The 15,021-nt window shown below is 48.9% G+C and carries 7 protein-coding genes, 2 tRNA genes and 3 rRNA genes; 7 read left to right on the top strand and 5 right to left on the bottom strand.

Annotated features, from left to right (window positions below; all coding sequences use genetic code 11):
• Window positions 1–251: 251 nt before the first annotated feature.
• Window positions 252–875, bottom strand: a complete 624-nt coding sequence (locus LLH06_RS12055; RefSeq protein WP_228169541.1) for a TetR/AcrR family transcriptional regulator — start codon at window positions 873–875, stop codon at window positions 252–254.
• Between the two features lie 109 nt (window positions 876–984).
• On the opposite strand from LLH06_RS12055, the gene LLH06_RS12050 reads away from it, so the two are divergent.
• On the top strand, window positions 985–1,236 hold the full coding sequence (locus LLH06_RS12050) for a hypothetical protein (RefSeq protein ID WP_228169540.1): 252 nt from the start codon (window positions 985–987) through the stop codon (window positions 1,234–1,236).
• A gap of 348 nt (window positions 1,237–1,584) precedes the next feature.
• Here LLH06_RS12050 and LLH06_RS12045 read toward each other — a convergent pair whose 3' ends face one another.
• The 3 genes from LLH06_RS12045 to LLH06_RS12035 form a co-directional block, all read right to left on the bottom strand.
• On the bottom strand, window positions 1,585–3,279 hold the full coding sequence (locus LLH06_RS12045) for an FAD/NAD(P)-binding protein (protein ID WP_228169539.1): 1,695 nt from the start codon (window positions 3,277–3,279) through the stop codon (window positions 1,585–1,587).
• Window positions 3,280–3,412: 133 nt separating this feature from the next.
• Window positions 3,413–4,516, bottom strand: a complete 1,104-nt coding sequence (locus LLH06_RS12040) for a formylglycine-generating enzyme family protein (RefSeq protein ID WP_228169538.1) — start codon at window positions 4,514–4,516, stop codon at window positions 3,413–3,415.
• Between the two features lie 4 nt (window positions 4,517–4,520).
• Complete coding sequence (locus tag LLH06_RS12035) at window positions 4,521–4,748, bottom strand: hypothetical protein (RefSeq protein ID WP_228169537.1); 228 nt, start codon at window positions 4,746–4,748, stop codon at window positions 4,521–4,523.
• 848 nt (window positions 4,749–5,596) lie between these two features.
• Here LLH06_RS12035 and LLH06_RS12030 point away from each other — a divergent pair.
• From LLH06_RS12030 to rrf, 5 genes are all read left to right on the top strand, one after another.
• A 16S ribosomal RNA gene (locus LLH06_RS12030) occupies window positions 5,597–7,118 on the top strand.
• Window positions 7,119–7,277: 159 nt separating this feature from the next.
• Window positions 7,278–7,352, top strand: a tRNA-Ile gene (locus LLH06_RS12025).
• Window positions 7,353–7,379: 27 nt separating this feature from the next.
• Window positions 7,380–7,453 (top strand) — tRNA-Ala (locus LLH06_RS12020).
• Window positions 7,454–7,694: 241 nt separating this feature from the next.
• Window positions 7,695–10,578: ribosomal RNA gene (locus tag LLH06_RS12015) — 23S ribosomal RNA — on the top strand.
• A gap of 210 nt (window positions 10,579–10,788) precedes the next feature.
• A 5S ribosomal RNA gene (gene rrf, locus LLH06_RS12010) occupies window positions 10,789–10,900 on the top strand.
• Together the 16S, 23S and 5S rRNA genes with 2 tRNA genes alongside form the textbook arrangement of a ribosomal RNA operon.
• A gap of 397 nt (window positions 10,901–11,297) precedes the next feature.
• Here rrf and LLH06_RS12005 read toward each other — a convergent pair.
• Entirely contained in the window at window positions 11,298–14,207 is a 2,910-nt protein-coding gene (locus LLH06_RS12005; RefSeq protein ID WP_228169536.1) for a PAS domain-containing protein, read from the bottom strand.
• Window positions 14,208–14,565: 358 nt separating this feature from the next.
• Here LLH06_RS12005 and LLH06_RS12000 point away from each other — a divergent pair, with 358 nt between their 5' ends.
• A complete protein-coding gene (locus tag LLH06_RS12000; RefSeq protein ID WP_228169535.1) occupies window positions 14,566–15,003 on the top strand; it encodes a hypothetical protein in 438 nt (145 codons plus the stop codon).
• Window positions 15,004–15,021: the final 18 nt, after the last annotated feature.

Raw genomic sequence — 15,021 nt, 5'->3', positions numbered from 1 at the left:
TTGTTTTACCGTTCGGGAGGGTGGTTGGCGACAAGTGAACACACGACCGGTGTGTTACATTTATGTGTTTCAGTGTTACATTTGGTGTTACATTCTGCTTTTTTGTATGCTTTTTCTTGAAAAAGTTGGGTTTTTGCCATTTTCGCAACGCCAAAAAGTGGGGAATTTTGGGGAATTCTGTTACATCGTGTAACACCTTTTCCGTACACTAAGTCTCCATTTTTTTAAGCGTATCACATCGGCAAGGTCACCTACTCATATGTTTTATCGATCAGGAAGGAGAGGGCTTCTTTGATCCTTGCTCTACCGGAGTCGCTCTTGAGGTCGAGGCCGCAAAAGGTGGCGTCATTGGTGGTGGCATAAATGTCAAGGTAATAGATGCCTGATATCAGCAAGGCTGTTACCGCTCTGAAGCGTTCGGCCTGATCTCCAAAGTGCGGGTCTGTCAAATGTTTGAACAATACGGTGCCTACGTCTTCGCGATCCTGTGCCAGCTTTTTGAGCGATGGCCGGTCTTCCAGTAAGCCCCATAACAGTATCCTCTGCAATTCTTTGTTTTGATATACCTGATCAAATTGGGAGGAGAGCATGGCCTTGGTAAAGGTCTTTCCGCCGTCGGCAGGTATGGGCCCGGCATCCTCCTCGGTCACGTTGCTCCAAAAGTCCTGGGTACGTACGTATTCATCGATCAGTTCATCACAGCCGCCAAAATAAGTGTATATCAGCTTTTTATCCAATCCGGCGGTACGGGCTATATCATTCACCTTTAATCCGGCAAAACCTTTGGTATGTAATAGCTCGCCTACGGCATCTAAAAGTTTTTGCTTGGTCCTTTCCTTGTTTCTGACCGTTCCAGCAATACGCTTCTTTTCCATGGTAAAAATAAAATGCTGCTAATTAAAACAATTGAATAATAGTTTATCACCTTTCGGTGATATGTGTTATATTAGCGGTGCTAAACTATCATTTATAATTCAAGTTCACATGCAAAAACGTAAAGCGCTCACCGAACTGACGCTGCAGGAGTTGCAAGACCGTAAACAACGATCCAAAGGAGTGTTGATCGGCCTGGGCCTGGTCATGCTTTTGGCTTGCGGCACGTTGATATATTTGGCCATCCGGGTAGAGAAGGGTGCGCCGTTTATTGCCATTGCCAGCGGTTGCGCCATGATGTTCTTGCCTATGATCGCTTACAAGAATCAACTCGATACCGAAATAAAGAAACGCAATACCTGAACCAACCTATCACAGTATGACCTCATAATGCCTTGATTGCGTGTCGGCCGTGGCTCAGCATCACTGATCACATTGCCGGCAAAAGGTGTCTACATATCGTTCAACGACCGAACATTTCATGGATCATGACCTCATCCATGGTGTTCAGCATGTAGATAAAGGCATTTTATTTACCCTCAAAGAACTCGGCATTCGCCCCCTGAGGTGTGCACGAATTCATTGAGGGTAAATGGGTCAAATCATCTTCTTTCAATTGCCTTATCGATCTACGCATTTTTCGATCGGCTCTGCTGTCACAATAAAATTGGCCTTCAGGTCTGACAGTGTCATCTGACCTCTTAGCAATTTTTATCCTAACAAGGTCTCCATCACACAAGCCGAAGCTTTCTCACAAAAGTCGAGGCCCGAATAGTCGGGGTTGTAACCGCCCATGCATGATACTGCCATCATATATATACGTTCATTATAGGCGCCGTAATCGTCAACCAGTGCAAAGTGGTCGTTAATGGTCACACCGGCTACTTTAAGGTAGTAGTTGCCTTTGCCATCGGTTGTCACTTGCTTGTTGCCTTCGTTCATCTGTTTTAGCCCGGCCTCCGCATCTCTGAACTGTACCTTGGCGGCGCTGATCGAACCTTTTTCGCGCAAACCGGCAAAAGGTATATCGTCATAATATAAGTGCGGCTGGCCCACACAGTTCACAAAAGTTTTGAAGTGCTCATCACGACCTTCGCCATAATGGTAAACGGCGCCGCCCTCGGGGTGCGGCTCGGCATCGCTGTCATTACTTACCGATATCAGTTCCAACACGCCCGCTTCGTGCAGGGCAAGCATTTCTTCTACCGAACTTTGGGGCACAAAGGCGATCACTACCGAGATCAACGGCATCAGTGTTTTTTGCAAACGCAGCATGTCTTCGGCCGAAAAGTATTTGGCCGGATAGTTCATAGCGAAACTTAGCACGGCCAGCATCTCTTTCCAATACACCGATTCGCGCTCCTCTATAGATATTTCTGCCTCCTCGTATTCGGTCTTGAACAGGTCGAAGGGGGCTTTATCCTGCCGGTATGACATTACCCTGTCCACAAAGTCCTCTACACCCATGTCCTTGATCTGCTCATAAAATGCCGGGCGTTTTTCTTTGAAGCTGTCTTTGAACGCCTTCTCAAAAACATTATCAAGCGAGAGGAAGCCATCGTTGGCTGCTCGGTCGGCCGCAACATCTTCAGGACTTAGTTTGGCCTCGGCCGATAGATAAGGGTCTTCCAGATGGAATCTAACGGCCGGCAGCAAGCCATTGCGCGAGTGCATCACCAGTTTAAAGCCCTGGCTTTCCGGGTTCAGGGTATAGCATAAGCGGCCATCCTGGGTGCGGCCATACGTTCCGTTATGGCGCGATAGGGTTCGTAACGCATCGATGGCGGTAAGCGATGCCCCTTTAATAGCTACAGGGTGATCAAGCTGCAAGGCTAACTTGACCGGAGGGTATGGCGAGTCGAAATAATTTGGTATCCGCCCTTCGTCCTTTTTAGGCCAAACGTGCCCGGTGCAAATGATCACGCGGTCAAATTCCATGGGGCCCTGATCAGTATCTACATACACCTTGCCCATATCGGGGTGGTCGGTCACGTCGTTAACGCTGGTGTTGTAATGAATATGCGCTTCCATGCCAGCATCTTTAGCCTGCTGCTGCAACATCCGGAACTGGCTTGCCAGGTAATACCCGAATAACAGGCGTGGCAACACCTTGTAATCATTAAAACGTTCAGGGTCGATGTGGTACTTACGGAGGGTATCCGGATGAACGGTATGGATCCAGTCGTTCAGGGAGGTCACCAGTTCAGGTATCTCATTGCCCGATACGTTGGTCACGTGCTCATCGTTAGCGCCCTGCGGGCTGTAGGGCATTCCTGAACCTAACTGGTCCTTTTGCTCGACAACGTGTATCACGATATCGGTGCGCTGGCTTTCTACCAGGCGTTTGAACATGAACAGGCCACTTGGGCCACCGCCCAGTATGCCAATGTGTATCTTTTGATCCAAGTGTGAACGATTATAGGGTAGTGAAAAAACTAAGTCTACAAGTAGGGGATCAGCTTATTTGTTTTAGTAGGATAGAATTTTATCTTATAGATAATCGGCAGCACTCAGGGTTGTGTCCGGGTTTTATAACAGGTCACTTCTGATCACGTACGCAGCGGAAGCCCAGGTTGCTCATCCCCGAATCATAAGTGCTTTTCATACGCCGGGCCGACCGGTAACCCGAGCAGTAGCTGTCATTACATAGGTACGATCCGCCACGGGTCACCCGCTTTTGGGCGTAAGGTTCGTCGGGGTCGTAACTGGTGGCCGGGCCTTTAGGGTCCTTACTACGTTCGGACATGGTGCGGTACTGGTCGTTACGATACCAGTCGGCGCACCATTCCCAAACGTTGCCGGCCATGTCATACAGGCCATATCCGTTAGGGGCGAACTTGGCAACAGGCGCCAGATCGGCAAATCCGTCGCGCCCGGTGTTGTGATCAGGGAAGTGCCCTTGCCACGAGTTGGCTTTGGGTTTCCCCCGGTCAACAGGCTCATTGCCCCAGGGGTATATGGCATTTTGAAGGCCGCCCCTCGAAGCGTATTCCCACTCGGCCTCGGTGGGTAAACGTTTGCCGGCCCATTGGCAATACGCCACGGCGTCGTCCCAGCTCACCTGTACTACGGGATAATTGTCTTTGCCTTTTATATCGCTCCCTTCACCCCCCGGATGTTTCCAGTTGGCACCCGGCACCCAGCTCCACCATTGCGACGGATCGTTGAGTTCCACAGCGTGGGCAGGAGGGGTGAACACCAGCGAGGCCGGCATGAGCAGACTGTCGGGCGGCTTGGGCGTGCCCGGAGGAAGCTGTTGTTTCAATTGCTGCCAATCGGGCTTGCGCTCAGCAGTGGTGACGTAGCCTGTAGCGGTAACGAACTTTTGAAATTGCGCATTGGTCACTTCGTGCTGGTCCATCCAGAATGAACTGACCGATACCTCATGCTTGGGCAGCTCATCATCGGCAGCCTGCGGACCGTCGCCACCCATCATAAATGAGCCACCATTGATCAGCATCATGCCGGCGGTGGAAGTGTCAATACCGGTTGCTGTAGGATGATGGCCCGCAGATGCGGTACTTGAATCTGCCGACGTATCCGTTATCTGATGCGTGCCATTGCCATGGCATGATGATATTATATATATAATAGCGATCAGCAAGCCGCCGCTTATATATGACCTGATAGATGATAATGCCATGTACTTAGTCATGCTTACGCTGGTGTGTACGATCAGTTGCGTTGGTCAATTGCGTGGATGTGGCAGACCTTAGCCCAAAGCGTGGAGGTGTTTTGCTTGTACAGCAACTGGCCCGTCCCTTTTTTGAGGTGGCCATCTTTACAGCGTTAGGTTTGGCGGGGTCCTGTGCATACACCTGAATGGTAAACGCCAACAGCAGCGCATATAATATATAGGAGTCTTTTTGATGCATAAATGATCAGAGGATATATACTAAGGTAGGTTTTTACGGCAAAAGTGATGATGTTTCGATATTTGTTGTTTGATACCGATGGGGAATAGGAGAGGCATGATCTGTTAAATGACTTGCGTCCTAACATTGAGCGGTCGGAATTTTACGCTGACATTCAGTTGGTTATTGGGCGGCCGTACAAATACATCAATTAATTGTTTGGCATGTGTTAATATATTTCTATCTTTGATGCCCTGCAAGCGAGTAGGGGTAGTTATTTGAGGAATAAGGACGGAAAAAAAAGTTGCAAAAAGGGCTTGACATGAATAGTAAAAAGTTCGCATCTTTGCAGCCCCAAGGCGAACGAGCCGGAGGGAAAAAGTTCTTAAAAAGGTAAAGGGTGAAAGGGAGCTGAGAGGCGACCGGTAACGAAAAGAAAGCCCCGCAAAATAAATAAAAATAAATTTTGCAAATAACAAAAAGCTTTCTACCTTTGCACTCCCAAACGGAACGAACGAAAGTTCAGAAAGAAAGGGAACAAGAAGTAAGAGGCACGATGTCTCTGAAAGCTCCGGAAGGAGCGAAACAAAACAAATGAAGATCGGCCACCGCAATGGTGAGAAGATATAAAAGCTGAACCGAGACGGGGAAGCGACAAAGTTCTTTTAAGAAGTAACATGTAGCGTAGCGGGAGAGACATCGAGAGATGTCGGTAACTCCAAGTCAAGTTAAAGAAGACCTTTCAGGTCAACAAATAAACCAACTTTTCGGATACTGTATAAAGATACAAAGATGAGCTTTAGGGCTTATCATTATTAATACAGATTTCTATTTGAGAGAATAGGGTCATGTATCGAACAAAACATTTTACAATGGAGAGTTTGATCCTGGCTCAGGATGAACGCTAGCGGCAGGCCTAATACATGCAAGTCGGACGGGATCAGGGAGCTTGCTCCCTGTGAGAGTGGCGCACGGGTGCGTAACACGTATGTAACCTACCTTTATCAGGGGGATAGCCTCTCGAAAGAGAGATTAACACCGCATAACATCACGATGAAGCATTTCAATGTGATCAAATATTTATAGGATAAAGATGGGCATGCGGGACATTAGCTAGTTGGCGGGGTAACGGCCCACCAAGGCGACGATGTCTAGGGGATCTGAGAGGATGACCCCCCACACTGGTACTGAGACACGGACCAGACTCCTACGGGAGGCAGCAGTAAGGAATATTGGTCAATGGACGCAAGTCTGAACCAGCCATGCCGCGTGCAGGAAGACGGCCCTACGGGTTGTAAACTGCTTTTGTACCGGAATAAACCTTTTCACGTGTGAGAAGCTGAATGTACGGTAAGAATAAGGATCGGCTAACTCCGTGCCAGCAGCCGCGGTAATACGGAGGATCCAAGCGTTATCCGGATTTATTGGGTTTAAAGGGTGCGTAGGTGGCCTGGTAAGTCAGGGGTGAAAGACGGCAGCTTAACTGTCGCAGTGCCTTTGATACTGCCGGGCTTGAATACAGTTGAAGTGGGCGGAATGTGACAAGTAGCGGTGAAATGCATAGATATGTCACAGAACACCGATCGCGAAGGCAGCTCACTAAAGTGTGATTGACACTGAGGCACGAAAGCGTGGGGATCAAACAGGATTAGATACCCTGGTAGTCCACGCCCTAAACGATGAATACTCGATGTTGGCGATATACGGTCAGCGTCTAAGCGAAAGCGTTAAGTATTCCACCTGGGGAGTACGCCCGCAAGGGTGAAACTCAAAGGAATTGACGGGGGCCCGCACAAGCGGAGGAGCATGTGGTTTAATTCGATGATACGCGAGGAACCTTACCCGGGCTTGAAAGTTAGTGAATGATCCAGAGACGGATCAGTCCTTCGGGACACGAAACTAGGTGCTGCATGGCTGTCGTCAGCTCGTGCCGTGAGGTGTTGGGTTAAGTCCCGCAACGAGCGCAACCCCTATGTTTAGTTGCCAGCATGTAAAGGTGGGGACTCTAAACAGACTGCCTACGCAAGTAGAGAGGAAGGAGGGGACGACGTCAAGTCATCATGGCCCTTACGTCCGGGGCTACACACGTGCTACAATGGGCAGTACAGAGGGCAGCTACCTGGCAACAGGATGCCAATCTCAAAAAGCTGTTCACAGTTCGGATCGGGGTCTGCAACTCGACCCCGTGAAGTTGGATTCGCTAGTAATCGCGTATCAGCAATGACGCGGTGAATACGTTCCCGGGCCTTGTACACACCGCCCGTCAAGCCATGGAAGCTGGGGGTACCTGAAGTATGTTACCGCAAGGAGCGTCCTAGGGTAAAACCGGTAACTGGGGCTAAGTCGTAACAAGGTAGCCGTACCGGAAGGTGCGGCTGGAATACCTCCTTTCTGGAGCAGTATCCAAGTGAAAAGAGAGAGGTCGAAGTAACCTTGATAAAGAGTGAAACTGCTACGCACATGTATTTCTTAAGAAGTTAAAAAAGAAGAGGAAAGAGAAACCCTTAAAAAAGAAGAGGCCATATCAGTAAAGTGGCTACATCAAACCATAGTCTCGTAGCTCAGTTTGGTTAGAGCACTACACTGATAATGTAGGGGTCAGCAGTTCAAATCTGCTCGAGACTACTACAGGGTAACGACATCTTTTTGAAAGGGGAATTAGCTCAGCTGGCTAGAGCACCTGCCTTGCACGCAGGGGGTCAACGGTTCGAATCCGTTATTCTCCACATTGTACACTACAGTCATCTCACAAGGGGATGACGTTACAGATGCGTACGAAAGTTCTTTGACATATTGGAAGAAGTAATTGTAAAAACTGAATCAAACAACAGTGAAGGACGTTGAGATCAGTAGCAGGTACGAAGTAGCAAGTAGCAGGACCTCGGTCTTGATACGAGATACTAACTACTTGATACCAGAGCAACATCTAAATAAAACATACCGCCCCGAGCAAAAGCGGGGTGCGTAGAAGAAAGTAAAGAAGGGTACACGGGGGATGCCTTGGCTCTCAGAGGCGATGAAGGACGTGATAAGCTGCGAAAAGCTCCGGGGATCAGCAAATATGAATTGATCCGGAGATGTCCGAATGGGGAAACCTGATCATCTGAAGGATGATCGCAAAAGCGCGAACCTGTTGAACTGAAACATCTAAGTAAACAGAGGAAGAGAAAACAATAGTGATTTCCTGAGTAGTGGCGAGCGAAAGGGAAACAGCCCAAACCCAATATGTTACGGCATACTGGGGGTTGTAGGACCACGACATGGTTACATCAAATAGAAGCGGAAGGGCATGGGAAGGCCCGCCATAGAGCATGAGAGCTGCGTACGCGTAATAAATGATGACCTAGTGAGTTCCTGAGTACTGCGGGGTCGGAGACGCCCTGTAGGAATCTGCCGGCACCATCCGGTAAGGCTAAATACTACTGAGAGACCGATAGTGGACCAGTACCGTGAGGGAAAGGTGAAAAGAACCCCGAACAGGGGAGTGAAATAGAACCTGAAACCGTGTACTTACAAGCGGTCGGAGCAGACCTGTTCTGTGACGGCGTGCCTTTTGCATAATGAGCCTACGAGTTACTCTTCTCTGGCAAGGTTAAGTGTTTAAGACACGAAGCCGAAGCGAAAGCGAGTCTGAATAGGGCGTGCAGTCAGAGGAGGTAGACGCGAAACCTTGTGATCTACCCATGGGCAGGTTGAAGGTGCCGTAACAGGTACTGGAGGACCGAACCGATAAACGTTGAAAAGTTTCCGGATGACCTGTGGGTAGGGGTGAAAGGCTAATCAAACTGGGAAATAGCTCGTACTCCCCGAAATGTTTTTAGGAACAGCGTGGCGGTAAAGTTATACAGAGGTAGAGCTACTGATTGGGTGCGGGGGAGTCATATCCTACCAAATCCAGACAAACTCCGAATGCTGAATAATATACGCTGCAGTGAGGCTCTGGGTGCTAAGGTCCAGGGCCGAGAGGGAAAGAACCCAGACCATCAGCTAAGGTCCCCAAATTACTATTAAGTTGAACTAACGAGGTCCGGCTGCACAGACAGCTAGGATGTTGGCTTGGAAGCAGCCATTCATTTAAAGAGTGCGTAACAGCTCACTAGTCGAGCGGCCGGGCATGGATAATAAACGGGCATTAAATAGTATACCGAAGCTATGGATTACACTTTTAAGTGTACTGGTAGGGGAGCATTCTGCCGCCGGCGAAGCATGACACGACAAGTGCATGTGGAGGTTGCAGAAAAGCAAATGTAGGCATAAGTAACGATAAGGCGGGAGAGAAACCCGCCCACCGAAAGACCAAGGTTTCCTGATCAACGCTAATCGGATCAGGGTTAGTCGGGGCCTAAGGGTAATCCGAGTGGAGATCCCGATGGACAACTGGTTAATATTCCAGTACTTTTTATGACTGCGATGCAGTGACGGAGTAGTGACACATCCGCGTTCTGACGGAATAGAACGTTAAAGGCCGTAGGTATAGGCGGGGTAGTAAAGTACGCCCTGTTTGCTGAAAGCTGATAGTACCGCAGACCTTCGGGCGAGTGGATAGTGATGGTAATCAGACTTCCAAGAAAACCTGCTAAGCTTCAGGTCATAAAGACCCGTACCGCAAACCGACACAGGTGGTCGAGGAGAGGATCCTCAGGTGCTCGAGTGATTCATGGCTAAGGAACTCGGCAAAATGGCCCTGTAACTTCGGGAGAAGGGGCGCTTGCAGCAATGCAAGCCGCAGTGAAAAGGCCCAGGCGACTGTTTAACAAAAACACATGGCTTTGCAAAATCGAAAGATGACGTATAAGGCCTGACACCTGCCCGGTGCCGGAAGGTTAAGAGGGGATGTTAGTCGCAAGGCGAAGCATTGAATCGAAGCCCCGGTAAACGGCGGCCGTAACTATAACGGTCCTAAGGTAGCGAAATTCCTTGTCGGGTAAGTTCCGACCTGCACGAATGGTGTAACGATCTGGGCGCTGTCTCAGCCATGAGCTCGGTGAAATTGTGGTATCGGTGAAGACGCCGGTTACCCGCAACGGGACGGAAAGACCCCATGCACCTTCACTACAACTTAACATTGATATCGGGTACAGGATGTGTAGGATAGGTGGGAGACTGTGATCCGGCTTCGCTAGGAGTCGGTTAGTCAACGTTGAAATACCACCCTTTCTGTATCTGGTGTCTAACTCCGCAAAGCGGAGGACATTGTTTGGCGGGTAGTTTGACTGGGGTGGTCGCCTCCAAAAAGGTAACGGAGGCTTTCAAAGGTAAGCTCAGTACGCTTGGTAACCGTACGCGGAGTGCAATAGCATAAGCTTGCTTGACAGTGAGACAGACAAGTCGAGCTGGGTCGAAAGACGGATATAGTGATCCGGTGGTTCTGCATGGAAGGGCCATCGCTCAAAGGATAAAAGGTACGCTGGGGATAACAGGCTGATCTCCCCCAAGAGCTCATATCGACGGGGAGGTTTGGCACCTCGATGTCGGCTCGTCACATCCTGGGGCTGGAGAAGGTCCCAAGGGTTCGGCTGTTCGCCGATTAAAGTGGCACGCGAGCTGGGTTCAGAACGTCGCGAGACAGTTCGGTCCCTATCTGTTGTGGGCGTTGGAAGTTTGAGTGGGGCTGACCTTAGTACGAGAGGACCGGGTTGGACGAACCTCTAGTGAATCTGTTATGGCGCCAGCTGTACTGCAGAGTAGCTACGTTCGGAATAGATAAGCGCTGAAAGCATCTAAGTGCGAAACTAGCCACAAGATGAGACTTCCCTTGAGGGTCGTGGAAGACTACCACGTTGATAGGTCATAGGTGTAAAGGTGGTGACATCATAGCCGAGTGATACTAATTGCCCGACGCTTTCTTCAATAACAGATAAGGTGGTGAGATCTTTCCGGTCTCACCACCGAACTCAAAAACACAAATAGTACTGTAATCTGATCTCAGTATAATAAGATCACTTCTTCCAATAATATGTCATTGTTCCGTGGAGTAACAAGTACATAGTAGCAAGTAACAAGATAAAATGTCTTGATACCTGATACCAGATACTCACTATCCTAACGAACATTAAGATATTCAGGTGCCTATATCGGCGGTGTCCACCTCTTCCCATTCCGAACAGAGAAGTTAAGCCCGCCTGAGCCGATGGTACTGCGGTAAAACGTGGGAGAGTAGGTCGGTGCCAACCTTTACTACAAATAGCCCCAAGGTCAACAAGACCTCGGGGCTTTTGTCGTTCATGGAAAGTTTACGGCATCCTATAATAGCTGCTGACTATAGCAGTGTAGCGGTAGTCTTACAGCGTTAATCATCGTATAGGTTCCATCTTGACGATATTCACCACGCGACACACATCGACCCTTCTTAATTACGATATAGATTTTTTGTCTATACCGAGTCATGATACCCATGTTTGGCGCTAATTGGTGTGCTGCACTGTGATAAAAATTGCTAATTGCGGTATTGACCTCAAATTTGCCCAAGGCATTTGAAAGGGATCTTCTGAAGACCTTAATAAAGCACAAAGGCCTAACGCTTATGATCAAGCGTGAGGCCTTGTTGTATAGCATCTATTTGTAAGTACTTTATTCTAATATCCCTACCACTTCGGAATGTAGTGGGAGGGTGAAGTAGAAGGTAGAACCTTTGCCCAGTTCGCTGGTCACCCCGATCTCGCCGCCGTGTTTCTCGATGATCTCCTTGCAAATGTAGAGGCCAAGTCCCAGACCTGATACGGTCTGCAGGTTCTGGTCTACACGATAATAACGTTCAAAAAGGCGACCGAGCTTATCCGGAGGTATACCCGGACCGTGGTCCGTCACCGCGATCTTCACCCAATTATCATTGCGGGCGATAGATACATCGATCCTTGGCGAATCAGGTGCGTATTTCATTGCATTGGTCAGAAAGTTGGTCACCACCTGATCCACGCGATGCTCATCTGCCTGTATCTCCAGTTCCATCTCGCCGCTGATCTGAACCTTGAAATGCCCGGCGATATTGATCGGGCTGGCACAGTTGCTCAACATTTGCGATATGACAAATTTGGAGCGGTCGAGGCTGATCTCTTTTTGCTGTAAACGGCCTACGCTTAACAGGTCATTGATCAGTACACCTACACGTTCGGCGCTGCGGCGCGATTGCATGATCAGCTTAGGCAGCATACCATTGTCAGGCTTATCCTTGATCTTATCCATCAACTGCAATGAGGCCTTTAAGCTCGTCACGGGTGTTTTTAATTCATGACTGGCTATACTGATAAAGTCGTCCTTGTGTTGTTGTAATTGCTTTTGTGCAGTTATATCGATGCAGGCACCTACGTAACCCTTAAAATGACCTTCACTATCGAATTGTGGTCTGCCGCTTGCTTGGCACCAGCGCAACTGGTCATTGCCGGCAACCAACCTGAACTCCACTTCAAAACGTTCATTCTCCGCTAATGCCTGGAAGAATTTGGTGGATACCAATTGGCGATCCTCCTGCATAATGCAACGAAGCCAACCAATACCCAAACTATCTTCAACCGTACAGCTGGTCCACTCCAGCCAGGTCTGGTTCACGTAAGTAATACTACCTTCATTATCAGCCATCCAAAGCGCCGTAGGGGCTGCTGAGGTCACGTTGCGTAAAAGTTGCTCGCTATCGGCCAAAGCCCTGCGTGAGGCGATCTCAGGACGCAGATCGCGCATGATGGCGCCTACAGCGATAGGTTTGCCGCTCACCGGGTCATCAATGCGAATGGAGCAGTTCATCACCGGGAATACCTCTCCGGTCTTTAAGTGACGAACGTTCATCACACCCGTCCACCCACCTGTGGCCATAGTAGCAGGTAAGATCACGTCGCGTACGTAGGCCAGATCGTCAGGTGCGTGCAGGTCATCGATAGGGGTACTCATCACCTCCTCGTCTGATGCAAAGCCTAACAGCTGTTTACCCGCGTCATTCAAATAGGTATTCACACCGCCCAGATCAAGTATTGACATGAGATCGGAACTGTTATCGGCCAGTGTTTTGAGTTTACGCTGTAACTCCATGTCACGGCGATGGTCGGTTATATCTAATAATGTTCCTAACAACCTCATTGGGCGACCCTGGTCATCTTTCAGGATCTTACCTTCGGCACGTACCCAATGGATGCTTTTGTCGGGCCATATCACTCTCACTTCATAAAATAACCTGCCGGTGATCAATGCTTCTTCATGAGCGGCAATGCGGACAGGCATATCATCAGGATGAACGACCGATACATAATCAGGAGCGGTCACTTGCTGCGCAAACCCAAAGATGTGTGCGAAACGCTCGGAGGTGATCAGTTTTTGTGAGATCAGGTCAAGGTCGAACGTGCCCATATTCACCACCTCAGTGGCCAGGCGAACGCGTTCTTCCGATTCGGCCAGTTGGGCTACCGAACGTTCTAGTTGCTCCTTGGTCTCGTAAAGTTCTTCGTTAGTAGTACGCAGTTCTTCGCTTCCGGCCTCAAGTTCTTCGTTCAGGCTTTGGAACTCCTCATTGAGCAAACTCAGTTCCTCATTGGTAGTTTGTAGCTCTTCATTAGCGTGCTGCAGGTTAGCTTCGCTTTCCCTCAATTGCTGCAAAGCAACGGTCTCGGTGGTGATGTCCATCACGCTGCCAATAAAGCGCATCGGCTTACCTTGCTCATCAAAATATACCTGGCCAAGTGCCTTTACATATCTGATCCGGCCATCGTTAACGGCTACTGTACGGTATACTACGTCGTAACGGCCTTCGCATATAGCAGGATCATAAGCATCGGCCACTGCCTGTAAAATGCGGTCGCGATCTTCAGGGTGAAGCCCGGTGACGAAATCGTTGGTATAAGATACCTCTGCATCAGGGTCATGGCCAAAGAGTTCTTTACAGCGTTTGTCCCAATGCAGGTTATAATTGGGTATATCAAGGTCGAACAACCCAAGTTCGGCAGCCTCAGCGGCCAGGCTCATGCGTTGTTCCGAAAATTCTAAAGAGCGGTGCGAGGCATCAAGCTGCTCATAGGCTGACCTTACTTCCTCGTTGGTGGCCTCCATTTCTTCGTTCAGGCTAAGGTACTCCTCATTGAGCGCCGTTAGCTCATGAACGGTCTGTTCGAGTGTCCGTTCACTGATCACGCGTTCGGTCACATCTACAGCGGTGTTCACTACGCCGTAAATGGTGCCATCCTTATCATGTAGTGGTTTAAAGGATAAGTCGAAATAAAAGGTGCGGGGCTCGCCATCGATCATCAATTCGGCTTCGTTATTAGGGTCGCGGTATGCCTCACCAGACCGAAAGACCTGGTCAAGCAGGGAAGCGAACTCCTGATCACGGAACTCGGGAATAGCCTCCAGCAGTGGCTTGTCAATGATGGAAGCATCTTTACTCCAAACGTTCAGCATGAGTTGGTTGACCGCGCTCACGGTGTGGTTTGTACCGGTGAAAACGCAAGCCGCGATCGGCAGCGTGTTCACCATAGTTTGCTGGGCGTACTGAGAAAGCATTTCTATTTAAATTAATACACCTTTACAGGATGCACATTTTAAAACAAATATAACAGATCCTTAACAAAAGGAAATATGTGGATCATTAGTGAACGCTTTATTCTGCGTTTTAAGGGCGTTTTTCAGGCTTGATAACAGTTGGTATAGCTATAGGTTTTACCTTATGGTGCCAGAATAAAATATATTTATCAACATCATTTGGGGGCCATATTTCGGGAAAGATATAACAAAGATATTTCACTATACCACTTTTAGGAATAAAACAATTTATCGGCCGCTTCAGTTCTTATAATGTGCATAATTTGTAGGGCTACCGAGATCTTCGTTCGCGCACTCTCAGAACCATAAATTTACCGCCATGAGCATCAAACGGATCTTAACAGCAGCTGTCGCTGGTACTACTTTCATGACGTTGTTTAGCGAAGTGGTATCCAAATTGGATGGCCACAACTATAACGAGGCTAAAATACTGGGCGAACTTATTGATTGTATCACCCCGTTAGATGAGAAGACCTCACAGGCCGCCGGTTGGGTAGGACATTACGGGGTGGGCGTGTTATTTGCAACCGGATATGATGAGTTCCTGGAACGGATGGGCACGAAGCCCAGTATATTGAATGGTGCTGTTTATGGAGCACTTAGCGGTTTAGTGGGTGCTGCGGTGTGGCATAGTACCTTTAAGGCTCACCCAAACCCGCCAGGCGTAAACCTCAAGAAATACTACAAGCAATTAGTGATCGCCCATGCCGTATTTGGAATAGCCGCCTCACTGACCTACCCCGAGAACAAAAAATGACCGGTCATTTCACTGTTG

Origin of the sequence: Mucilaginibacter daejeonensis (genome assembly GCF_020783335.1) — a bacterium.
Classification (GTDB): Bacteria; Bacteroidota; Bacteroidia; order Sphingobacteriales; family Sphingobacteriaceae; genus Mucilaginibacter; species Mucilaginibacter daejeonensis.
Note: the sequence above shows the minus strand (reverse complement) of the source record. Positions and strands in the feature narration are given on the sequence as shown.

What these genes read in the sequence shown, in the direction of transcription:
- LLH06_RS12055 (WP_228169541.1), bottom strand. Translation starts at nt 875, where the DNA reads ATGGAAAAGAAGCGTATTGCTGGAACGGTCAGAAACAAGGAAAGGACC.
- LLH06_RS12050 (WP_228169540.1), top strand. Translation starts at nt 985, where the DNA reads ATGCAAAAACGTAAAGCGCTCACCGAACTGACGCTGCAGGAGTTGCAA.
- LLH06_RS12040 (WP_228169538.1), bottom strand. Translation starts at nt 4,516, where the DNA reads ATGGCATTATCATCTATCAGGTCATATATAAGCGGCGGCTTGCTGATC.
- LLH06_RS12035 (WP_228169537.1), bottom strand. Translation starts at nt 4,748, where the DNA reads ATGCATCAAAAAGACTCCTATATATTATATGCGCTGCTGTTGGCGTTT.
- LLH06_RS12005 (WP_228169536.1), bottom strand. Translation starts at nt 14,207, where the DNA reads ATGCTTTCTCAGTACGCCCAGCAAACTATGGTGAACACGCTGCCGATC.
- LLH06_RS12000 (WP_228169535.1), top strand. Translation starts at nt 14,566, where the DNA reads ATGAGCATCAAACGGATCTTAACAGCAGCTGTCGCTGGTACTACTTTC.